This is a genomic window from Lysinibacillus sp. GJ-1 (assembly GCF_021166035.1).
Lineage (GTDB): Bacteria > Bacillota > Bacilli > Bacillales_A > Planococcaceae > Lysinibacillus > Lysinibacillus sphaericus.
In genome coordinates, this window is the sequence record NZ_CP088912.1 from 3,922,817 (window position 1) to 3,946,243 (window position 23,427).

17 protein-coding genes and 2 pseudogenes are annotated in these 23,427 nt (G+C 39.4%); 3 read left to right on the forward strand and 16 right to left on the reverse strand.

All coding sequences use genetic code 11. The features are described 5' to 3' along the window. Positions 1-54 precede the first annotated feature (54 nt). The 3 genes from yhaM to LO754_RS19455 are packed head-to-tail and all read right to left on the reverse strand — an operon-like array spanning position 55 to position 5,101. The gene (yhaM, locus tag LO754_RS19445; RefSeq protein WP_231785062.1) at positions 55-993 is read right to left on the reverse strand and encodes a 3'-5' exoribonuclease YhaM; all 939 of its coding nucleotides are present in this window, start codon (positions 991-993) and stop codon (positions 55-57) included. Next, positions 990-3,878 carry an AAA family ATPase gene (locus tag LO754_RS19450; RefSeq protein WP_231785063.1) on the reverse strand — a complete coding sequence of 963 codons (2,889 nt, stop codon included), beginning with the start codon at positions 3,876-3,878 and terminating at the stop codon, positions 990-992. Before LO754_RS19450 ends, yhaM begins: the two co-directional genes overlap by 4 nt. Positions 3,879-3,886: 8 nt before the next feature. Beyond that, positions 3,887-5,101 carry a DNA repair exonuclease gene (locus LO754_RS19455; RefSeq protein ID WP_231785064.1) on the reverse strand — a complete coding sequence of 405 codons (1,215 nt, stop codon included), beginning with the start codon at positions 5,099-5,101 and terminating at the stop codon, positions 3,887-3,889. Positions 5,102-5,390: 289 nt separating this feature from the next. Here LO754_RS19455 and LO754_RS19460 point away from each other — a divergent pair, with 289 nt between their 5' ends. Next, positions 5,391-5,576: a YhzD family protein gene (locus tag LO754_RS19460; protein ID WP_024362299.1), complete on the forward strand. Its 186-nt coding sequence runs from the start codon at positions 5,391-5,393 to the stop codon at positions 5,574-5,576. Positions 5,577-5,827: 251 nt separating this feature from the next. Here the strand turns inward: LO754_RS19460 and LO754_RS19465 are convergent, their stop codons facing one another. Further along, positions 5,828-6,610: an enoyl-CoA hydratase gene (locus LO754_RS19465; protein ID WP_024362300.1), complete on the reverse strand. Its 783-nt coding sequence runs from the start codon at positions 6,608-6,610 to the stop codon at positions 5,828-5,830. Positions 6,611-6,749: 139 nt separating this feature from the next. On the opposite strand from LO754_RS19465, the gene trhO reads away from it, so the two are divergent. Continuing rightward, on the forward strand, positions 6,750-7,712 hold the full coding sequence (gene trhO / locus LO754_RS19470) for an oxygen-dependent tRNA uridine(34) hydroxylase TrhO (RefSeq protein WP_231785065.1): 963 nt from the start codon (positions 6,750-6,752) through the stop codon (positions 7,710-7,712). A 75-nt stretch (positions 7,713-7,787) separates the two neighbouring features. Here trhO and LO754_RS19475 read toward each other — a convergent pair. Beyond that, a pseudogene (locus LO754_RS19475) lies at positions 7,788-9,447 on the reverse strand (FAD-binding dehydrogenase). An 807-nt stretch (positions 9,448-10,254) separates the two neighbouring features. Here LO754_RS19475 and serA point away from each other — a divergent pair. Next, positions 10,255-11,862 (forward strand): phosphoglycerate dehydrogenase, encoded by a 1,608-nt coding sequence (gene serA / locus LO754_RS19480; RefSeq protein WP_231785066.1) that lies wholly within the window; start codon positions 10,255-10,257, stop codon positions 11,860-11,862. A gap of 158 nt (positions 11,863-12,020) precedes the next feature. On the opposite strand, the gene LO754_RS19485 is transcribed toward serA, so the two are convergent. From LO754_RS19485 to LO754_RS19535, 11 genes and pseudogenes are all read right to left on the reverse strand, one after another. After that, a complete protein-coding gene (locus tag LO754_RS19485; RefSeq protein WP_231785067.1) occupies positions 12,021-13,496 on the reverse strand; it encodes an aldehyde dehydrogenase in 1,476 nt (491 codons plus the stop codon). Positions 13,497-13,509: 13 nt separating this feature from the next. Then, on the reverse strand, positions 13,510-13,707 hold the full coding sequence (locus LO754_RS19490) for a 2-hydroxymuconate tautomerase family protein (protein WP_024362305.1): 198 nt from the start codon (positions 13,705-13,707) through the stop codon (positions 13,510-13,512). A 16-nt stretch (positions 13,708-13,723) separates the two neighbouring features. Further along, a complete protein-coding gene (locus LO754_RS19495) occupies positions 13,724-14,515 on the reverse strand; it encodes a fumarylacetoacetate hydrolase family protein (protein WP_231785068.1) in 792 nt (263 codons plus the stop codon). A gap of 20 nt (positions 14,516-14,535) precedes the next feature. Then, positions 14,536-15,549 carry a 4-hydroxy-2-oxovalerate aldolase gene (gene dmpG / locus LO754_RS19500; protein WP_231786358.1) on the reverse strand — a complete coding sequence of 338 codons (1,014 nt, stop codon included), beginning with the start codon at positions 15,547-15,549 and terminating at the stop codon, positions 14,536-14,538. A 15-nt stretch (positions 15,550-15,564) separates the two neighbouring features. Further along, positions 15,565-16,449, reverse strand: coding sequence for an acetaldehyde dehydrogenase (acetylating) (locus LO754_RS19505; protein WP_231785069.1), 885 nt, complete (start codon positions 16,447-16,449; stop codon positions 15,565-15,567). Positions 16,450-16,451: 2 nt separating this feature from the next. After that, complete coding sequence (locus LO754_RS19510) at positions 16,452-17,240, reverse strand: fumarylacetoacetate hydrolase family protein (protein WP_231785070.1); 789 nt, start codon at positions 17,238-17,240, stop codon at positions 16,452-16,454. A 10-nt stretch (positions 17,241-17,250) separates the two neighbouring features. Then, a pseudogene (locus LO754_RS19515) lies at positions 17,251-17,723 on the reverse strand (flavin reductase family protein). A gap of 105 nt (positions 17,724-17,828) precedes the next feature. Then, entirely contained in the window at positions 17,829-18,794 is a 966-nt protein-coding gene (locus LO754_RS19520) for a catechol 2,3-dioxygenase (protein WP_024362311.1), read from the reverse strand. A gap of 20 nt (positions 18,795-18,814) precedes the next feature. After that, entirely contained in the window at positions 18,815-20,353 is a 1,539-nt protein-coding gene (locus LO754_RS19525) for a 4-hydroxyphenylacetate 3-hydroxylase N-terminal domain-containing protein (RefSeq protein WP_024362312.1), read from the reverse strand. Between the two features lie 170 nt (positions 20,354-20,523). Next, positions 20,524-22,308 (reverse strand): XylR N-terminal domain-containing protein, encoded by a 1,785-nt coding sequence (locus LO754_RS19530; RefSeq protein ID WP_231785071.1) that lies wholly within the window; start codon positions 22,306-22,308, stop codon positions 20,524-20,526. Between the two features lie 295 nt (positions 22,309-22,603). Further along, on the reverse strand, positions 22,604-23,392 hold the full coding sequence (locus LO754_RS19535; protein WP_231785072.1) for an HAD family hydrolase: 789 nt from the start codon (positions 23,390-23,392) through the stop codon (positions 22,604-22,606). Between the last annotated feature and the right edge of the window lie 35 nt (positions 23,393-23,427).

Below are 23,427 nucleotides of genomic sequence, written 5' to 3' on the forward strand. Positions count from 1 at the left end.
GATAGAAAAAAGGGTTACGCTGATAAAGCGTAACCCTTTTTATTTCCTTATTGTTTACTGAATACTTGGCTTGTAAAACGAACGATTATCGAGTGGGAATAGTCGCTCTGTAAATTCTCCAGGAGCCGTTTTACCCAATGCTCGCGTAAGCATATTCATTTTTGCATCAATGTTATCAATATAATGTAAGATTTCCGCTTCTTGAATCATCGGTTTTTTCGGACTGCCCCATTCTTCTTTCCCGTGATGTGAAAGTACTAAATGTTGTAAAAGCATCACTTCTTCGCCTTCGATTCCAAGCTCACTTGCGATTTTAGCTATTTCATTGACCATAATGGTAATATGACCAAGTAAATTCCCTTCCACTGTGTACATTGTTGCCACAGGTCCAGATAATTCAACAACTTTACCTATATCGTGTAAAATAATGCCCGCGTATAACAAATCACGATTTAACGTTGGATACAAATCAGCAATTGCTCTTCCTAGTCTCAGCATCGATACCATATGATCCAGCAAGCCAGAAGCATAATCATGATGGTTTTTTGTTGCTGCTGGATATACTAAAATAGCATCCTGGTGCTTTTTAATAGCTGCACGTGTAATACGAGAAATATTCGGATTTTTAATATCGAAGAAAAATTGCGTTAATTCTTCGTAAAGCTGTTCTTTTGGAGTAGCTGCAGAAGGAACTAAATCATTTACTGCAATTCCCTCCTCTGGTTTTGCCACACGAATCGTTTTAATACGTAATTGATTTTTCCCGCGATAGTCGTGAATTTCTCCACCTACATGGACAATCGCCTCTGCATGATACATTTTTTCATGCTCTTCGTTTGTGTCCCATAGTTTCGCCTCAATATCTCCACTTTTATCTTGTAGTAATAGTGACATAAATGGCTTACCTACAGTGGTAACCCCTTTTGTCGACTGTTTAATTAATAAAAATTGATCAACTGATTCTCCTACTTGGAGCGTCGTAATACCTTTCATGTGGACGTCACTCCCCTTTCATTTGCTAGTGCTCCTAGATCGACAATTTGTTCTTTTTGCCAAAGTTCGAGCATCCCTTCATGGCAAGTAAAATATAAAATTTGACGTTCATATCCTACTTCTTTCATTAATTGTACCATTTTGTTTGTACGGTTTCGATCAAAATGGACAAAAGGATCATCCATAATAAACGGGAATGGTGCTGAAGTTGCAAGGGTTTTCGCAAGTGCCATTCGCAGAGAAATATAAGCTTGCTCCTTTGTGGCTTGTGATAATTCTGCCACATGATAGCGTAATCCAGAAACAGCTTGTGCTTCGAAATAGCCTTCTTCATGAATAAAGAGCTTATCGTAACGACCAGCTGTTAAGGAGTGGAAAATAGCATTTACTTGCGTAAGGACATGTGGCAATTTCTCCTCACGTAGGCGGAATAATGTTTCATGAATTGCGGTTGCCAACATTTTTTTACTAGCCCATTGTTCTATCAGTTGTTGCAATAGTGCTTTTTCTTGCTCAAATTGTTGCAGCAATAGTCCATATTTTTCATCATTGAGCAATTGTTCTTTTTCAATCTGCAATGTAGCTCGTTCTTCTAGACATTGATCAATTGTTACTTGAAGGGCATTACGCTCTTCCTCTAATGCGTGTATTTTTTCGTAAAGTTGTGCCCCATTTAGCAAACGCTCTTGCTGCTGTATTTCTAAAGAAGCCAACTGATTTTGAATTGTTTGTAATTGTGCCTGTAGCTTTTGTTGCTGCTGAAAGTGCTCAAACATCTCATAAAAAGCGTGTTCTGAATTGACGTTTGCGCTAGTAAATAACTGTGCGATTTGTGATTCATAGTTTTGCAAAAGTGATTGTACCTCTTGCTTTTTTGATAGTAGCTGGGCAACTTGTTCTGTTGTTTGCAACATTTGTTGTTGTGCCTGCTGAATCGCTAAATAGCTTGCACGCAGATGCATAAAAATTTCCTGCTCACTATATTCATTTTTTAAAACTTGCTGTATCGCTTCATAAAGCTCGTTTTTTTCATTTTGTATTCCATGCAAAAGCTTGAATGTGCTCCTTTGCTTTACGTCCATTTCCTGTACAGTGCGAATGCGCATAAACAACTCCGGCAATAAAGTCCTTGGCACATTTCCTTCTAAACGAAAACGCCGCAAAAAGTTTTCCAGCATTTGATTTGCTTCAGCGCTTGTTTGTTCAGCTTGTTGAATTTTATGTTCGAGCTGTGCATATTGGCGTTCTTTGTCGCCCTGTTGTTCATTAGCTACTATCCACCGATCTTCAAGACGCTGTTTTTTCGCAAGCAACTGTTGAACTAAGTGTTCTTCTTGCTCTAGTTCTTTTAATAAGTGGCTATTACGCTCCAGCGGCTCTTCTTCCACTTGTTTAACATGTTTTAAAAACAATAAGAATAATAACCCTAAGATGGCTCCAATCACAATGACCGCCCAATTCTTTTCAACAACACCATAAACAACTGCCACAATACTTAAAGCTAACACGAGATAGATAAAAAGTATCGGTTGCTTCGGTTTCGAGCGTTGTAACGGAACATGTCGTAATTGTTCCAAGCGCCTTTTTTTCTGGGGCCACTGTGCTAAAATATGTTCTTCCTCAGCAGTTAATGCCTCCTGCTGAAGCTGCTTTTTCTGTCTAGTAATGCTATCTAATTCCTCATGTATTTGCTCCAATGATTGTAAATAAAACTTTAACTCTTCTTCTGTTGTACTTAATACGGTCAAGTGTCGTTGAAATTGTTCCTCTTGTTGTAAAGATACAGTTCCCTCAAGAAGTATTGCTTGCGCTTCATTTTCTTGCACACCTAATAAACGAAACTGGGCTTCGATGTCTTGCTGTAAGACAAATAGCTCGTCCTTTAAGTTCTGTTCTTTAACAACAAGCTGATTCCACGTTGCTTCTTTATGCATCAGCCTTGTCATTTCTTCAATGGTCTGTTCATCCGCAGTCAATTGTAGCTTACTTTGTAGAGCTTGATATTGGTCCTCTAGTTGCGTCAGTTGCAACGTTTCATGCGTTAATCGATCTTTTAACTGTTCATAGCGTCTAATCCCTTCTGGAGGGAATTGAACAGGTGCATTGCTATTCAGTGACTGCTGTAGCTTATCTTGCTGTTCAATAAGTGGCAGCGCTTGTTTCATGATAGTAAGTTGTTGCCATTCATGTTGCAATGTTTTTTGCTGGTTGTATAATTCCTTTAACTGGTGTTCGAGATGCTGTAATTTGAGCGACTTAGCTTCAAAGGTCTGAATGGTCGCCTGTTCTTTTTTAATCGTCTTTTCAAGCTGCTTTAAATGTTCAATCTTTTGATTAATAAGTGGTAGCTTCCCAGATTTTTTAAAAAGTTCGCCAGCATCTTTGTCTAATTTCTTTTCAAGTGCAGATAGTTGGTGAATACCGGTCGTTCCCGATGCGAGCAATAAATGCGTCAGTTCATCCTCCGACATTTTTTCGATGCCTTGTAGTTCATGAATGGAAAATGAAAAAATAGCTTCGAATGATGCGCGTGAATAGCCATACAAAAGCTTCGCTAACAGTTCCTCATGCCCCTTTGTACCATCTTCTGTATAAACTGTGACATCGCCAGTTGCCTTTCCTTTTACACGTTCAATTGTACACTGACCATATATTGGATGTTGAATGGTCAACTGACCGCCAAATTTCGGTGATGTCTTCGGCTCATATTTCCGCTGGCTTTGCTGCTTTGTTGGAAAACCAAAAAGCATCTGCAATATAAATTGTTGGATTGTCGTTTTCCCAGCTTCATTCATACCGTAAAAAATGGTCACACCATCTTGGAGGGAAATGGTGATATTTTCATGTTTACCAAAGCCGTAAATGTGGATTTTCTGTATCGTCAACAAAGTTCTCACACCCTTTGAATTTCATCCGCTAATAACGCCTGCGCCTCAAGCTTCAAATGCTCAATTTCTCGTTCCGTTAAAGGTTCAACAAATCTCGCACCACTCGCATGTTGGTACAAATCCTTTAAAATATCCTTCCACTCCGTAATGTCCCATTGATCCATAACGCTTATGACCGATTGTGTTATAGCTGTCGATTCAGAAGAAGCTATACTTTTGTGGATAAATAGTTTTTGCACCCACCCCATCGGTTCAATGCCATCCTCTGCTTCCCGAATAGTTTCTAGCCATTCATCTATCGTGGCATGTTCAAATAATGTTTCAGCTTCATCCTCTATATGGTGCAAGTGCAAGTCAATAACTGATGCACCATATTCCAAGCGATTGTTGGCGATAGCCTCCTCGCATTTTTGCAGTAACTCGTTAGCATGCATTACATTTGTACAATCCACTTCCACGACGTTATAAACAACAGCAGAAGTTGGTACAAATGTTAAATTAGCTGTGGTTTGTGACAAGGTTACATCGTAAAATCCTTTTACACCTTGTTCATTACGATGGCGGCTTTGAATATTGCCTGGATAAACAATAGGTGGTTCTTTGTGTAATAACTGTCGTTTATGAATATGGCCAAGCGCCCAATAATGATATCCTTTTGCAAGAAGTTGTTCTTTTTTAAATGGTGCATAAACCGCATGCGTTGAATCACTGGCTTCACTGCCATGCAACATACCTATATGGATTGCATGCTGATCCTGCGCAACTGGATAATGATGGATCATCGCTTCTTTTACATGACGCTGACCATAGCTGAAGCCATAAATATTGACCTGCTGACCACGAATTTTTAATTGCACAACACTCGTATCTGCTGGTAACTCGTAGACATTGCTTGGCAAGGCAAAGCGTGTCCAAGAACCATGTAAATGATCGTGATTGCCATAGCTGACAATAACGGGGATGTTATGCTCAAAAAGTGTTTCCATTGCTGTTTGAAAACGTCTTTGTGCCTGTAAGCTACGATTTTCTCCATCATAAATATCCCCAACAATCAGCAAGAAATCTGGTCTTTCTTCGATTGCCCTATGAATAATTTTATCAAATGCTTCAAAGGTACTTGCTCTAATTTTCTTAAGATTACTGTCAGGTAATCCAAATAAGCCTTTAAAAGGACTATCTAAATGTAAATCTGCCATATGGAAAAAACGAATTGCGGACATCTAATCACCTCTATAAATAAATTGAATCTCATCATTAAGTCTAGATTTTAATTTTTTTTGTAGATTTGTGCCTATCTACAGAAAGGATGAATCAAAAGCGAATATTTGTTCTATTTTATCATACTTCCTACAATATGAGAAACGAATTCATGTTACAGCTCTTCTTAAGGTTGTACTAAATTTTCCACAATTTTCGTAAATTATCGAAATATTCGCTAGATATACCGTGAAGTTTATATTTCTTCTATGTATAATAGAGATATAATTTAGTAAAGGGTGGGGTTTGTGTATGAATAATTATCGTTTTACAGCTTTTGAGAAAACTGGTGAAACTTTGTATGATGAAACTTGGACATTTGAAAACGATGAAGCTGCAAAAGTAAACGGTCAACAGCAAATCGAAGAAAAGGGAGTTGCGGAAAAAACACATCGCCTTGTTAACTCTTCTGGAAAATTAATATTATTCCATGTTTAATTGATGACGCATGTCACATTGTAATTAGCTATATCTTTGAAAATAGGTAAGCCCCGCCACTTCGCTTTTTGTGGTCGAGCATCGAGCATTCTCTTTTGCATCATGCATGCAACGGAATCTCGTTGTCTCGCTACAGAAATGTTCGTGGCGGGGCTTACGTTGTATAGTCTATTGTTATCAAACATCAATCGTACTTTTATCCAGCCTGTTCTTTGCTAAGCTGTGACCTATACCTCAATTACAGGAATGCCTTATTGTCCTACAAAGACAGGTGTTCTTTTTTCAACAAATGCATGAATGCCTTCTAAATGATCTGCCGTTTTTCGCATAGCTGATTGCCCTTGAGCTTCCATCGCTAAAATGCTCTCTAATTGAGGCATATTCTGACTATGCAAAATTCTTTTTGTCATAATCATTGACGCAATTGGTGAAGCAAGCATCTTTCCTACTAACTGATCAGCCACTGCAAAAACCGACCCTTCAGGTGCAACATAATCAATTAAGCCTACGCTATGTGCTTCCTCGGCTGTTAGCACTTTTCCTTCCCAAATCATTTGTTTTGCCTTTACGGTACCAATTCTTTCCTTCATAAAGAAATGACCCCCACCATCTGGTATTAAGCCAATCCCGATAAAGTTCATTGCCAGCTTGCTATTTTCACAAGCAACGATAATATCTGCACCAAGTGTTAAACTAAATCCTAACCCCGCTGAAGCACCATGAACTGCTGCTATTACAATCATTGGTAGTTGGTAATAAGCCTTAACAATACGAGTTAAATAGCCCATTGCCTCATCAATATTTAACGGCTTATTAGGATCAAGCATTGCTTTAATATCTCCACCCGCAGAAAAAACTTTACCTTCCCCGCGAATAACTAATACCTGTATTTCCTGTTCTTGCTGTAATGCTTCAAAGCACTCCGCTAATTCACGCATCATCACATCATCCATTGCATTCATAGCTTGTGGTCGATTGAGTGTTAATGTTGCACGACGCTCTAATTTTTCTAATGTAATTGTTGAAAATTCCATGTCCCACACCCCCAAATATGAATAGTCATTCACTATGTACTATTCGTCTTTTTTTGGAAAACTCCTTCTGTTCTACGCAAAATAGCTGTTGTTATGCTATATTTAATGTCGAATAATGAAATTAAAGGTGGGTATTTTTGTGACACAAAAGGACTTTCGTGTATTACTTTATTATAAATATGTTGCTATCGAGGATCCTGTAGCATTTGCAGCAGAGCATTTAGCATTCTGTAAAGAACTTGGTTTACTCGGTCGTATTTTAGTAGGATTAGAGGGCATTAACGGGACAGTATCTGGTACGGTTGAGCAAACTGAACGCTATATGAATCATATGAAGGCAGATCCTCGTTTTAAAGATATTATGTGGAAAATCGATGAAGCAGAAGGACATACCTTTAAAAAAATGCATGTACGTCCTCGTAAAGAGATTGTCCACCTAGGGCTAGAACAGGATATTAACCCATTAGAAATAACGGGCGATTATTTAACACCTAAGGAATTTATGACGCGTATGCAGGCAGATAATACCGTTATTATCGATGCCCGAAATGATTATGAATATGATTTAGGACATTTCCGTCATGCTGTGCGTCCAGATATCGAAAACTTCCGTGATCTTCCTGCTTGGATGGAGGAACATAAAGAGGATTTTGCTGGTAAAGATATTTTAACTTATTGCACAGGCGGCATTCGCTGCGAAAAGTTCTCTGGTTGGTTAAAGCGTGAGGGCTACGGTGAAAGTGTCGGTCAATTACATGGCGGCATTGCCACGTATGCTAAAGACCCTGAAGTTCAGGGACAATTATGGGATGGACAGATGTTTGTTTTTGACCGCCGTCGCAGTGTGCCGATTAATCAAGTAGAGCATGTGATTGTTGGCAAAGACTATTTTACAGGAGAGCCAACAGAGCGTTATACAAATTGCGCGAATCCGGAATGTCATAAATTAATGCTATGCGAGGAAAAGCATGAGGCATTTTATATGCGCAGCTGTTCAGATGATTGCCGACGCGCAAAACGTAATTTCTTTGTTGAAGAAAATGGCTGGACAAAAGAGCAAGTGGAAGAACAAATCGCAAAAATTGCACAAGTTCAACGTTAAATTGTTTGAGTGACTGGCACTGCGGGCACGTTGTAAGCCGCAAGCGGCTTACATTTCGTGCTTCCCGCAGATACCCTAATTGTTTGAGTGACTGGCACGGGCTAAATATCGTCCTACTTGCCGTCCAGTGAATAAACATCCGCCAACAAATGTGCCTTCCAACGCGCGGTATCCGTGTACCCCACCGCCACCGAAACCACTCACTTCTCCAGCTGCAAATAACCCTGGCATTGGTTGACCGTCCATACCAATTACAGCCCCATCTAAATTGGTTTGTAATCCCCCTAATGTTTTACGGGTTAAAATATTTAAGCGCACCGCAATTAATGGCCAATTTTTTGTATCCAACATTTTATGAGGCTTTGCAACGCGCACGACCTTATCACCAATATAATTTCTCGCTCCGTAAATGGCATTCACTTGGACATCCTTCGTAAATTTATTATCCATTTCGCGATCTCGTGCTAGAATTTGTTCCTTAATTTTTATAAAATCAAGCAAGTCATTACCTGCAAGCTTATTCATACCATCGACGAGTTGCTTTAAATCGTTCGCTATAACAAAATCCTCACCATGATTTTTGAATGCTTGAATCGGCGCAGGTGGACCAGGCAATATACGTTTCAGCAACTGCGGGATGCTTCTATTTGTTAAATCTGGATTTTGCTCTGAACCCGATAAAGCAAACTCCTTTTCAATAATTTTCTCCGTTAAAATAAACCATGAATAATCATAACCTGTTTTTTGAATAGCCTCTAATGTACTTAATGTATCAAACCCTGGAAAGTTGGGTGTCCCAAAGCGATTTCCTCGGCATCAAACCACAAGGAGGAAGGTATGGTAAAATACGAATACCGTGATTGGGCAAATTGGATCCCAATTTTTCAATCCCTCTGTATAATGCCACATACGATCACGATTAACGATACATTACCTACATGTTCAGTAATTTCTAGCATTCGCCGTCTACATACGCTGGTACACCACATACCATATTTTTTGGTGGTGCCCCAAGTCGAGATGGCCAATTTTTGCGCACTAAGTCAATATTGGCACCAATACCACCACTTGCAACAATAACCGCATCTGCTTCATAGGAAAATGCACCAATGCCAAGACGCGAGCTTTGCTCTCCACGTTGGGCAAAGCTTTCTGCTAAAATTGTGCCACTTATTCCTGCAATTTTGTCGTCTTTTTGTATAAATTCATCAACACGGTGCCTCGGCTTAAAATCTACCAAGCCATCCATAATCGCTTTTTTCACTTTATCGGCAAATGGCTTTACAATCCCTAGGCCTGTTCCCCAGACAATATGAAAACGCGGAACTGAATTACCGTGACCACCTGCTAATGAGCCCCCACGTTCAGCCCAACCAACAACAGGGAAAAACTTTATTCCGAACGATTTAAGCCAAGCGTATTTTTCTCCGGCAGCAAAATCTACATACGCTCGTGCCCATTTGTAAGCCCATGCATCCTCATCTTGCAATCGGTCAAAACCAGCAGTCCCTAGCCAATCCTGCCATGCAAGCTCTTTACTATCCTTAATGCCAAGCCTCTTTTGCTCTGGTGAATTTACTAAAAAGATGCCACCAAAAGACCAAAATGCCTGTCCCCCCATCGAATTTTCAGGCTCCTGATCCACTAACAGTACACGCTTCTTCGCATCTATTAATTCACAGGCGGCAACAAGTCCAGCCAGTCCAGCACCAACAATCGCTACATCGTATTTCATACCCACACCCCCTAAAATCTAAATCCAGCTTTCTTTACATACATTCTTCTCTTGTTGTTGCTTTACCTTCTAACTTATTATTACTTTGCAAAAAATGTTTCAGCACAAAATTGTTCGCCTTCCGCATCAAAATAAAGAAAGTTTATTGGAAATAATCTATTATATTCCAATAATTATTTATTGTTTTTTTATCATTTCATTCTCTAGAAATCCCCATGTCACCTGTCTTGACAGATTCGTTAGCGCTTACATTGTCCTCTACAAAAAACGTTATTAAATTAAAAAGTTAATATAGTTCGTTTTTAGGTATTTTTCAGACTTTTGAAGTGAGGAATTTTAATCTTTTTTCGATTTATTGTTGACAAAGGTGAACAATAAGGATTATGATGTTATCAAATTTAATCACACAAAAATATAACGACGGAGACACGCTAGTCGAAAGAAAATCCAAAGAGAGCTGATGGTTGGTGTAAATCAGTGATTTCTACGATATAGTTCCACTCCCGAATAGATAAGCCGAAACTGTCAAAGTAAGCCTATCCGTCACATGCACGTTACGCATATAGCTAAGACTGCAACGAAATCCTTTCGTTCAGTGATTAAGGGTGGTACCGCGAACCTATATTTATTCAGCCTTTCGCCCCTTACGACACAATACCTGTGTTTGTAAGGCGTGGAGGGCTTTTATATTGTTTCGAATAAAGAAAGGAGATTGTTTGCATGCTGTAAGATGCCGCAATATTACAAAATCCGGACTGTCACATAGAGACACCACTAATAATTTTATTTAAAAGGAGCTAATTACAAATGACAACTGCAACAAAAACTATTAACGTATTTATCGCTGACCCACTAAGTGAAGATGGTATTTTCCCACTACGCCAAGAAAAAGATTTAAACTTAAACGTTATTATTGATACTGGGCTAGCACCAGAGGAGTTAATTGCAAAAATCGCTGATATTGACGTATTACTTGTGCGTTCTCAAACTACTGTGACACGTGAAGTAATCGAAGCTGCAAAAAATTTAAAATTAATTGGACGTGCTGGTGTAGGTGTTGACAACATTGACCTAGCTGCTGCAACAGAGCATGGTATTATCGTAGTCAATGCTCCAGATGGTAACACAAACTCTGCAGCTGAACATACAATCGCCATGATGACTTCTCTTGCTCGTCACATTCCACAAGCTTTCAACACACTGAAAAACGGTAAATGGGACCGTAAATCATATGTTGGGGTTGAGCTTAAAAATAAAACATTAGGTGTTGTTGGCTTCGGTCGTATCGGTGTAGAAGTAGCTTACCGTGCAAAAGGGCAACGTATGAATATTATGGCGTACGATCCATTCTTAACTGATGAACGTGCAAATGAATTAGGTGTAACAAAATCTACTGTAGAAGAAATTTGTGCTGCTGCTGATTTCATTACAGTACACACACCATTACTTCCTGAAACACGTAACCTTATTAACAAAGAAAAATTCGCTATGATGAAAGATGGCGTACGTATCATTAACTGTGCACGTGGTGGTATCATCAATGAAGACGATTTATATGATGCGATTGTAGAAGGCAAAGTAGCAGGTGCAGCACTAGACGTATTCGTTTCTGAACCAGCGACTGATCATAAATTACTAACTTTACCACAAGTGATTGCAACACCTCACTTAGGTGCATCTACAATTGAGGCGCAAGAATCTGTAGCCGTTGACGTTTCTAATGACATTATTAAATTCTACAAAACAGGTACAGTAACAAACCCAGTTAATATGCCTTCAATTCCAAAAGAACTTCTTGCACAAGTAGAACCTTTCTTTGAATTAGCTGAAAAACTTGGTTCATTCTTATCACAAGTTACAGTAGAGCCTGTAAAAGAGATTAACTTATCTTATGCTGGTGAAGTAGCAAATTACGACGTACGTCCTTTAACTTCTAATGCATTAAAAGGATTACTAGCTAAAAACCACGGCAACCATGTCAATGACGTTAATGCTCGCTACTTATCTGAACGTATCGGCATGAAAATTAACGAACATAAAACAACTACTGCTAAAGGCTTCACAAGCTTAATTACGATTGAAGTAAAAACAGCAAATGAAACACATACAGTAGCTGGTACATTACTAAATGACCTTGGCGCACGTATTGTAAAAGTAGAAAACTATGTAGTAGACGTTGTACCAGAAGGACACCTTCTTTACATTAAAAACACAGATAAACCAGGTGCAATTGGACGTGTGGCAACGAAACTAGCTGAAAAAGACATCAACATCGCTACGATGCAAGTGGGACGCGCTGAAGTTGGCGGAACAGCTGTTATGATGCTAACGATCGATAATGTAGTGACAGAAGAAGATTTAAAATTCGTTGCACAACTTGAAAACATCGACGAAGTAAAAGCAATTGACCTTTAATCATTAACATAAGCAAGCAGAGAGTGATTACTCTCTGCTTTTTCTTATTCATGAAAAACGGAGTTTATTTTAACAAGCTGGGACAAAAAGAAAAAGTGTTAGATAATCTAACACTTTTGGCTATGCCGTTGTTGTCTGCCTTACTTTTTGTTTAAGTATTATTTTAACGCAATACAAATATTTTTTGCTTCGGTGAAAAATTCTAGACTATGGTGACCACCTTCACGCCCTACGCCGCTCTTTTTAAAGCCGCCAAACGGGGCACGTAAGTCGCGTACAAACCAGCAATTGACCCAAATTGTTCCCGCCCGTACATCATGTGAAATACGATGTGCACGCTGTAAATTTTCCGTCCAGACCACTGCATTCAATCCATATTCTGTGCCATTTGCAATCGCTAATGCTTCCGCTTCTGTGTCAAATGGAATAATCGTCACGATTGGCCCGAAAATTTCCTCTTGGCAAATACGTGCTTGAGCATTTTCCTGCAAATATATAGTCGGTTGTAGGTAATATCCAGTACTTAAATGTGCTGGTAATTCAGGACGTTTGCCACCATAAATAAGCGTAGAGTTTTCATATTCAGCGATGCTTAAATAGCTAGTTACTTTGTTGTAATGGGCTTGACTTACGACTGGTCCCATATTTGTTTTAGCATCTTGCGGGTCGCCAACAACTAATGCTGCAGCCGCTTCTTTAAAGCGTGTGAGGAATTCATCTAAAATAGTACGCTGCACTAAAATACGTGATCCTGCTAAGCATACTTGACCCGAATTCATAAATGCTGCCTGAATGGAGACAGGAATGGCCTTATCTAAATTGGCATCTTCAAAAATAATATTAGCTGCCTTTCCACCTAATTCAAACGATACCTTTTTTAATGAATCTGCACCATTTTTCATTATAGCTTTCCCTGTTGTTGTTTCCCCCGTAAAAGAAATTAAATCAACTTCAGGATGTGTCGTCATAAATTCTCCTGCCGACTGAACACCAAAACCATGCACGACATTAACGACCCCATCTGGTATGCCAGCCTGTTGTGCTATCTCCCCAAGTAACGATACGGTTAGTGGAGTAATTTCTGCTGGTTTAATAACTGCCGTATTCCCTGAAGCTAAACATGGCCCAAGCTTCCATGTTGTCAGCATAAATGGTAAATTCCATGGTGTAATTAATGCAGCCACTCCAACTGGCTCATAACGTGTATAATTTAAATACGCATCATCCATTGGATATACCTCACCACCTTGCTGTTCCATAAAATCCGCAAAAAACTTTAAATTTTCTGCTGCCCGTGGGATTTCACGCTCTAATGCTACTTGGTAAGGCTTCCCTACGTCTAATGCTTCTAAGCGTGCTAACTCTTCTTTGCGTTCGATGATGATTTCTGCCATCCGTCGAATTTTTGCACAACGTTCCGATAGTGGCATCGTTCGCCAAGGACCTTCTTCAAAAGCTTGACGTGCAGCTTCACAAGCACGATCCACATCTTCAAAACTAGCTTCGTGAACTTTTGCAATAATTTCCTGAGTCGCTGGATTCTTCACCTCGAACAATGTTTGAGAAGAAGATTCTACATATTCTCCATTTATGAATAGTTTAACTTCCTTCAATTTCGTTTGTGTATTTGCCATGATAGACCACTCCTTACTCTTCATTTTGTCGACGTTGGATGGACTTTCCTGCAATCCCCCAATGAGAACTTGGGATTTCATTTAAACATACACGAACCGTTTCCAGTGGTGCCTCGAGTACCGAAGAAACGGTTTTACTTAGTTCTTCTATTAATAGTTCCTTCTGTTCTTTCGTTCGCCCCTCAATAAACGTTACTTGAATAAATGGCATCTCGACTCCTCCTTATCTATCGCTCCACTTGAACAGATAATGATTCCATTCCATCAAAACTGACAGTAAAACTATCTCCTGCATGCATTGTAGCAGAACCAGTTAGTGCGCCACTAAGTACAATATCCCCTGCTCGAATATGCTGACCACGGGCAATTAATTTATTCGCCATCCATGCAATGGCTCTTGCTGGATGCCCCATAACGGAACCTGCTGTACTCGTCGCAATCATTTCATCATTTTGTGTAAAAATACAGCCCATATTAACCAGATCCACTTCATTCACTGCATATTTTTGCGAACCCACTATGTAGCGAGAGGAAGAGGAATTATCAGCGATTACATCCGGTAATGTAAAATGGAAGTTTAAATAGCGACTATCAATTATTTCCATGGCAGGTGCAACATACGCAGTTGCTGTCAGTACGTGCGAGACAGTCACTACTGAGCCGACTAAATCTTGCTTAAACACAAAGGCAATCTCTGGCTCAATTTTGGGGTGAATAAGTGATTTTAATGATATTGGATGTTGGGCATTGACCGCCATATTCGCTAATAACACGCCATAAGTAGGCTCATGCACTCCCATCATTTGCTGTTTAGCTTTGCTTGTTAAACCGAGCTTAAGTCCCGAGATGGATGTTTGCTCATGTTTGCACTTTAGTTCAATAAGTTTGTCTTGAATATCATAAGCTGTTTCAACGGTTAATTCTGGATAGCGCTCGGCAAACTTCGTAACCTCATACACATCCCGCTCTGCTAAATACAACGCATATGCAATTTGATCTAGCGTATCGGTTTTCATCATCGCTCGTTCCTCCATTCCCTTTATACTGACTGCTTAACAACTGCTAAGTTACGTGCAATCTCTGCTATTAAATCTTCCTGACCACCTACTGCTTTCATTTTGCCAAGTTCTACTAAAATTTCGCGTTCATCTACGTTATATTTTTTCGCTGCTTCTTGAGTGAAGAGTAAAAAGCTTGAGTAAACGCCTGCATAGCCCATCATTAAGCTAGACCCTGTTATTTCCTGTGATCGTGGCATAAATGGTGCTACTACTTCATTGGCAACGTCGATTGTTCGATATAAATCAATGCCTGTTTCATAGCCTAAACGATTGAAAACCGCTACCATCACTTCTGTTTGAGCATTTCCACTACCGGCACCTAAACAGCGTAAACTACCATCCACATACGTAGCACCTGCTTCGACTGCAGCCATCGTATTTGCCATAGCGAGTGATAAATTATTATGGGCATGGAAGCCAATTTCGCAAGAAACATGCGATTTTAGCGCAGCTACCCGCTCTTTCACCTCATGAGGAAGCATGGCACCTGCTGAATCTGTCACATAGATAATTTCAGCTCCATAACTTTCAAATAATTTCGCCTGCTCCACTATTACTGACGTCGGAGCCATATGTGCCATCATTAAAAAGCCGACTGTTTTCAATCCTAATTCTCGACTTAAATAAATATGTTGACTAGCAACATTGGCCTCGGTAACATGCGTTGCAACTCGCGCCATAGTAGCGCCCGCCTTCACAGCATTTTTCAAATCTTCCTTTAGACCAATTCCAGGTAATATTAAAACTGAAATCGAAGCATCACCACATTCTTCTTTTGCCGCAGCTATTAACTTCAGTTCATCCACTTTCGAAAAACCGTATTGCAAAGAGGAACCACCTAATCCATCCCCATGGGAAACCTCAAAGTATTTCACTTTTGCTTCTCCTAAACCTCTTGCAACATCTCGCACTTGCTGCTCCGTAAATGCATGACGCATTGAATGACTACCATCCCTCAATGTCACATCTAAAATGGTTAGTTGTTTTGTCATCATCCTCACCTCCAATTAGTTCGACTTGACTGTTCCATGTTGCAACCTAGCCATTTGATTTCCGACTTGCACTGCTGCCGCCGTCATAATATCGAGATTTCCTGAATACGGTGGGAAAAAGTCTCCCGCCCCCTCAACTTCCAGAAAAACTGATATTTGTTGACCATCAAAAATAGGCGCACTCGTCATGCGATAACCCGGTACATATTGTTGTACAGCGCTCACAATCTCTTCAATAGCCTTTGTAATTTCTTCTTCCTTGCCACCTTCATTCACTAATACATGTACGGTGTCACGCATCATAATTGGCGGCTCTGCGGGATTTAAAATAATAATGGCTTTCCCTTTGTTTGCACCGCCTACTTCCTCTAGCGCCTTAGCTGTTGTGCGTGTAAATTCATCAATGTTAGCGCGTGTGCCAGGCCCTGCACTTTTACTCGCCACTGTTGCCACAATTTCTGCATACGTAACATCCACCACTTGATTAATGGCATACACAATGGGAATCGTCGCTTGCCCCCCACAAGTCACCATATTGACATTGTCAACTGCCACGTACTTTTCCAAGTTTGCACACGGTACAACAAATGGACCAATAGCCGCCGGTGTTAAATCGACTATCTTTTTGCCAAGTGCCAGTACTTGTTCACTGTGCGCACTATGGGCATTAGCAGTTGTTGCATCAAACACAATATCGAAGAGCTCTGGACGTGCAACTAAGCCTGCAATGCCATTTGTAATGGTATGATAGCCACGATCCTTTGCACGCTGAATGCCATCCGATGTAGGGTCTATTCCCACCATTACACTCATCGTTAAATCCTCACTGCGCTCAATTTTGTACATTAAATCTGTCCCAATATTTCCAGAGCCTAGAATGGCAACTTTCAATTTGACCACTTTTATTTCTCCTCCTTTCTTTTAAACTTGGCGGAAACAGCACCAAGATGAGCAAACTCCGCTGTAAAACTATCTCCATCTTCTATCGTTACGGCTGATGTTAATGCGCCTGCTAAAACTATTTCCCCTGCTTGCAAGCCAATATGGTATTTACTTAGCTTGTTAGCAAGCCATGCTACTGCCCGTAGTGGATTTCCCATTACAGCAGCCGCTGCTGCACTATCAAAAAGCTCGCCATTGCGATAAACATTCATACCAATATGCGGTAAATCTACCTCGGTCAATTTTGTTGGTGTGCCGCCAATAATGACCATTGCGGAAGAACCATTATCTGCTACTGTATCTTCAAAATTAATTTTCCAATCGGTAATACGACTATCAATAATTTCTAAAGCTGGCACAATATAATCTGTCGCTTCGATAACATCCATCTCCGTAATAGAAGGCCCATATAAATCCTTCTTCAAGATAAATGCTATTTCAAATTCCAACTTCGGCTGAATAAAATGATTAAGAGAAATGGTTGCACCGTCCACCTCAACCATATCCGATAAAATATGACCGTAGTCTGGTTCTGTTACTTGAAATTGTTGTTGCATCGCCTTGCTTGTTAAACCTATTTTTTTACCGATAATGTGTTTGCCCATTTGTTGCTTTGCTGCAATTTGAAGTAATTGAATTGTATAAGCGTCATCGACAGTAATATCTGGTACAGTGGACGTTAATGGGGCAATAGGTCGCTTTGCTTCTTCTGCTTCTAATAACTTCTTTGCATAAAGTTGTCTATCCATTGTCAACCTCCTAAGCCTGCATTGTTGTTTCCACTGCAAGTGAGCCGTATCTTCCATTGAAAAATAGTAAGGGCTCTCCTTCTTCTAGCTGAATGTCCTTTACACTGCCGATAAATAAAGTGTGGTCGCCTTCAACATATATGCTCGCTACTTCACAGCTTATTTGTGCAAGCGCACCCTCAATTGTTCTTGTAAATCACTGAATTGGACCTCGCGCTTTTCTTTTAGTTGGCCGGCAAATAACATAGACAATTCTTGCTGTTGTGCTGATAAAATATTGACTGTAAATGTACCACTTTGCTTGATATGCTCAAGCATTGAAGCCTTCTCCCCGATCGAGATCACTACTAGTTTTGGATTAAGTGAAACAGACATGAACGCATTTGCCGTCATGCCATGAATAGTGCCATTCACATTTGTTGTAATGACAGTTACACCTGTTGCAAATTTCCCCATTGCATTTCTAAACAGACGATCATCCATTACATAACCTCCTCATCAATTAGTGCTGTCTCAAATACTAAAAAGTAGTAGTTAAGACAGCTATTTAGGCACGCTATTTATTAATCACCATTATTACTCATCTATTTATTTCACTGGAACTTTCACTGCACGATCAGGTGTGCCATATAAGAAATACTCATTAGGTAGAGGTGAGCCATACCAAATAATCGCCTCATCTAACTCATTTTCGCGCCAAGTGATTGGCTTCCAGTCAGGGTCAAAAATGAGATAACCAGAGTCACCAAATAATTCTACTCGGTTTCCACCAGGCTCCATTACATACATGAAATACGCTTGGCTTACACCATGTTTTCCAGGGCCCGCTTCTATTTGAATTCCGTTTTCTACGAAAATATCCGCTGTATCCATTAAATGCTGTGGATAGCCATACCAAAACGCAATATGATGGAAGCGACCACTATTACCAGTTTGATCGTTCATTAATGCCACTTCATGTACTAATGGGCTCACACTCATCCACGCACCAATTTCTTCGTTATTATTTAAGACAATTTGTTCACGTAGCTTAAAGCCTAAATGTTCAGACATAAATTCACGATTTTTTGCTACATCTCTACACATTAAATTGATATGATCTAAACGGCGGGCAGGGACACCCATTAATGGCCTTTTTTGTGGACGGCTTTTTAATAATGTTTTTTGATCTTCCGCTGGCTGGAAATAATCTACTTCCCACAAAATTTCTTGTTTATGACCATCAGGTGTAACAAATTGATAAGCACGACCATGCCCTAAATCGCCATCGATCCAACCTTTTCCATAGCCGCTTTTCTCTAACGATGCAACCCGTCGTTCTAACGCTTCAGGTGAACTTGCACGCCATGCCGAATGGCCAAGACCAGCTTCTTTACCTTCTGTTAACTTTAATGTGTGATGATAAAAATCCTCGTACCCTCGTAAATAAACCGATTGCCCTTCACGCGCTGTAATTTGTAGCCCCATATAATCGGTGAAAAATTTTAAAGATTCCTCTGGTTTTGGTGTAAAAAGCTCCACGTGCGCTAATTGTGCTACATCAAAATTTGTCATCCATCATTCCCCCTGATTTTTTATTTATTTGTAAAGTAATTCACATCATCCGGATTTACCCAAGTTGGGTCTGTCCAACCGGTTAAATCATAATCAGCCATACATTGCTCTGCAAAAGCGATAAACTCGTCTGTTTTCCCGCTTCCCTGTGCACCAAACAACGTTTGTAACCTTATGTCTTCATGGTTTCCAGCGTAATTCCGTTCATATAGCTCACTTCGACCACCGAATTCTGTACCAATCGCATCCCACAGTAGCTTGATTGTTTTAATTTTTTCAAGAGCCTCAATACCATTTGAACCACGATAAAGCTTATCCAATGTTGGACGGAATTCCTCATTTAAAAAGTCCCTTGCACTGGAAGGCTGTACAATTAAATTTCCTGCTACGATTTGCTGTATAATGCCTTTAATCTTAGGCCAGCCTTCCTGTAAAAATACACGATAGGCTAATCCACCATTTAAATTTGGAATGACAATACCATTCTCTTTTTTCTCTGGATTCAGCGCCATCGCATCACTTAATGACCAGAACATATGACGCCACGCCATAATCTCGCCTATATGCACTTGGACACCTCGGAATTGATCCGTACCTGCTGTCTTTAATGCCTTTAGCAAGACACCAATAATAAAATCTAATTTCACCGCTAAGCGCGTGACACCTTGGAACGTAAAACGATTAATGAAACCGCTTTCTACAAAGAATGAAGTCGTCTTCTGCATATCTTCATAAATTAAAATATTTTCCCATGGAATAAGCGCTTGTTCGAATACAAGTACGGCGTCATTTTCATCGAAGCGACTACTTAATGGGTAATCGAACGGACTTCCCATAATCGCTGACGTCATTTCATATGAAGCACGGCTTATAAGCTTCACTCCTGGAGCATCCATAGGTGCAATAAAAACCACCGCAAATTTTTTATCTTTGATAGGTAAACCATACGTACCAACGAAATTGTAGTTTGTGATTGCAGAGCCAGTAGCCACCATTTTCGAACCACTAACGATTAAGCCCTTATCCGTTTCACGCTCTACTTGAATAAATACATCGCCGACTTCATGCACGTCTTTATGGCGATCCACTGGTGGATTGACAATGGCATGATTGAAAAACCAATTGCGCTCTTGTGACTCTTTATACCAACGCTTTGCATTTTCTTGAAAAGGTGAATAGTATTCGGGATTTCCTCCGAGTGTTGCAAGGAAGGATGCTTTATAATCTGGTGTGCGTCCCATTTGTCCATAAGTGAGTTTTGCCCAAGCAACAATTGCGTCTCGCCCTTGAATTAAATCATCTGCGCTCCGTGCTGCTCGGAAGTACTTATGTGTATACCCCCCGCTCCCCGTATCCGTTTCACAAGTTAAAATATCTTTGTATTGCGGGTCATGCATGGCATCATATAAACGTGAAATCGATCGTGCTGAATTTCGAAAAGCTGGATGTGTCGTGACATCCTTCACACGTTCACCATGTAACCAAATTTCCCGACCATCCTTTAAACTTTCTAAATATTCCTGCCCTGTCAATGGCTTCGTACTTTGTTGAACAACCATTCCCTTCCCTCCTACAAATCTTTTTTCTTGTTTGACATGTCTATTTCAATTTAATACTTTTTGAATTTTTTGATAATTAACAAAAAGTATAGTCTTCTCTTTCTTTTCTTTAAAATTTGAAAGAAATTTTCGTATAAACTAGAAAAAGTCAGCAAAATCGCTGACTTTTCTCATTTTTCATTTTCTAAAGTTTTAATTGCATAATAAATTTTTAACGCTAAATGACAGCGAAAACGACCATCCCCTGTACGCATGTCTTCCTGCAATAATGATTCAATTTTTTCCATACGATAACGAAAACCAGGGATTGATAGATTCAAAGCTTTTGCAGTTTGATTGACGTTACCGCTATGGTTTAGAAAGACTTCTAACGTATGGACAAGTGTTGCATGATTTTGCTCATCATATTCCAATAACTGACCAAGTACCTCTTTATAAAACTGTAAAAGCTCTCTTGGATTTGTCGTTTTTAAAAATAACATAATATGCTGGAAGTTTTCATAAATGACCGCTTGTGTCTGTTGTGGGGCTGCGTAACGTAAAAATTGGCATATTAATTTCGCATCGTTATAGCTATTCCCGATTTCTTCTAACTTCTCTGCATTTTTTCCTACGCCAATTTGGAAAGTTGCTTGCTTAAAGCGCTCCATTACCCTTTTCGATAAACTACTAAGGAAATTCGACATATATTGAACATCTTTCTTGCAATCTTCAAGAATAAGCAGTACTTCCTGGTTTTTAATAAAGCACTCCACATTTAAATACTCAGTAGCTAAAAAGCTATGCACTATTTCGGGTTCTTCCTGTTCCATTGTTATAACGATAACACGATTATTTTTACTCGGATCAAAATAAAAAATATTTCGTGCTTTTTTAATAAGCTCCTCAGAGGGAGATTGTTGACTCATAACTTCATCTAAAAAATCCGATTTTTTCTTCCACTGCGATTGTGCGATTTGTATTTGTGTATATAAATAAATCGAAAAAACCGTTACAGCGCGTTCAATAATCATTTCCTGTTCACGTGTTAATGCTTTGTGACTTAAAATTACCAATGTACCCAATTGTTTTTTCATCGTCATAATATCATATTCATGGCGAAACTCTTTTTTCTTACGACTCGCTTCTATATAAAGACGTTCATCGTCCTCATGCATAAAATAGTAACCAATTGGTTTCATTAAGTATCTTCGTTCCACAGTTACACTGCATTGTAACGCATCACTTAACAGGTATAACAGCTGGTTTAATGTATATCCTTCAAGCATTGCATGTGTCATTTGTTTATGAATAGTGTCTGAATGCACAATGGAATTATTGAGACTTTTTAACTCATTAAATGTATTATCTAATTCATCAGCTAACGAAGTATCTTGAAAGTATCGTAATATTTCCAACTGTTCTTCAGTAGCGTGCTCCTTTGTCCGTACAACAAATTTACAATAATCATCACATTTCCCCCGGCATTTTTCCTCAAAAACGACAATCTCTTTTGGATACGTTTTGGCTAAAAAGCCTGCTACATAACCGATTAATGTCCAACAAACACTTTCATCACTAAAACCAAAATGGCGGACATGTTCCTCTGCCTCGTAAGAATGAAACCATTTCCCTTCCATTTCGAACTTATCATTAGTTATTTCCAATACATCAATTTGTACACTGACAACGCCCTCTAATGTATGAATGGCAGCACCAGCCCTAATTAACTCTTTTAATTCTTTCCAGTTGTACATTTTCTCGATAGAGCCACCAGCACTGTAGCCACACGCCCAGCCATATCGTAATAAAAAACCTTTTGCACGCTCCATATTCAAAGTTTGAATAATGTCACGTCTAAAAAAGCCAAGCGCTTCAGCTGACTTTAAAATCATTCGATTCCCATTGAATTTTATTATGCCTGAGCGTGGATTAATATCTATAGCATTTTCAAACACTAAACGATTTGCTTTCATGAATAGGCACCCCCATAAACATGCTGTTTTCTCCCATCATGTTTTTACTGTCTACACATCTTCCCTTACTACTACGATTTCCCAGACGAATAAGTAAGCGTTTTCTTGACATTAAACAAAGAAGAGCACAAAAGCGTTGCCAGATCGATAATTCGAAGATTTAAAGTGTTTAAGTTTACTAACAATCATAGTATATTTTTAGTTTTCAGACAATTTAAATTACTAGACATCAATATGTTTGCATAAAAAAAGTACTGACCATTTAAGAATCAGTACTTAAAAAATAGTAAAGATATTAAAGCTCTTGTACAAGCTTTAATAAGGCTGTTAACGAATCTACCTCAAAAGTTGGTGTTACATTCCCAGTTAGTTTGTTGTTTTCACGGTTAATCCAGACATTGCGCATACCCACGCGAGAAGAGCCTAAAATATCCGTATTTAAGTTATCGCCAACCATAATAGCATCGCTAGCAGTAATGCCCGCCGTTTCCATCACATGCTCAAAAATAGAGGCATCTGGTTTTCCTTTACCAAAATCACCAGAAATAATGATATGGTCGAAGTACGGTGCGATTTCAGGTGTAATTTCAAGTTTTAAATTTTGTAAACTTGGTGCACCGTTCGTTAGTAATATCAGTTGATATTTGCCTTTTAGCTCATCTAAAACGGTAAAAGTATCTTCATATAAAAAAGGTGAAACTTTGCGTTCGGCTACAAAGCGTTCTCCTAGTTCAGCACCTAACTTTGCATCGTCAATACCAAGTGCCGCTAAACCCTTTGTCCATGCTTCAGTACGATAACCTGGCACAAGTTTTTTCATTTTTTGAAAAGAATCAGTAGGGTCATCAAATGTTCCCCAAAGCCCTTCAAAAGGGTTAATACCGATTAATACTGTATAATCATATGTTTCGTAGCCTTCATAAAGTGCACGTGCTTCTTTGCGTACGGCTTCCTCTAATGCTGCTGAATCCACATTATGTATTGTCGCTGCATATTCACATGTTTTTTCAAAAGCTGTTTTAACAGATTTTTTGTCCCATAACAACGTATCATCCAAATCAAAAATAATTGTATTAATTGACATAGTGTCAGCTCCTAGCTTCTTTTCTACTTGAACAA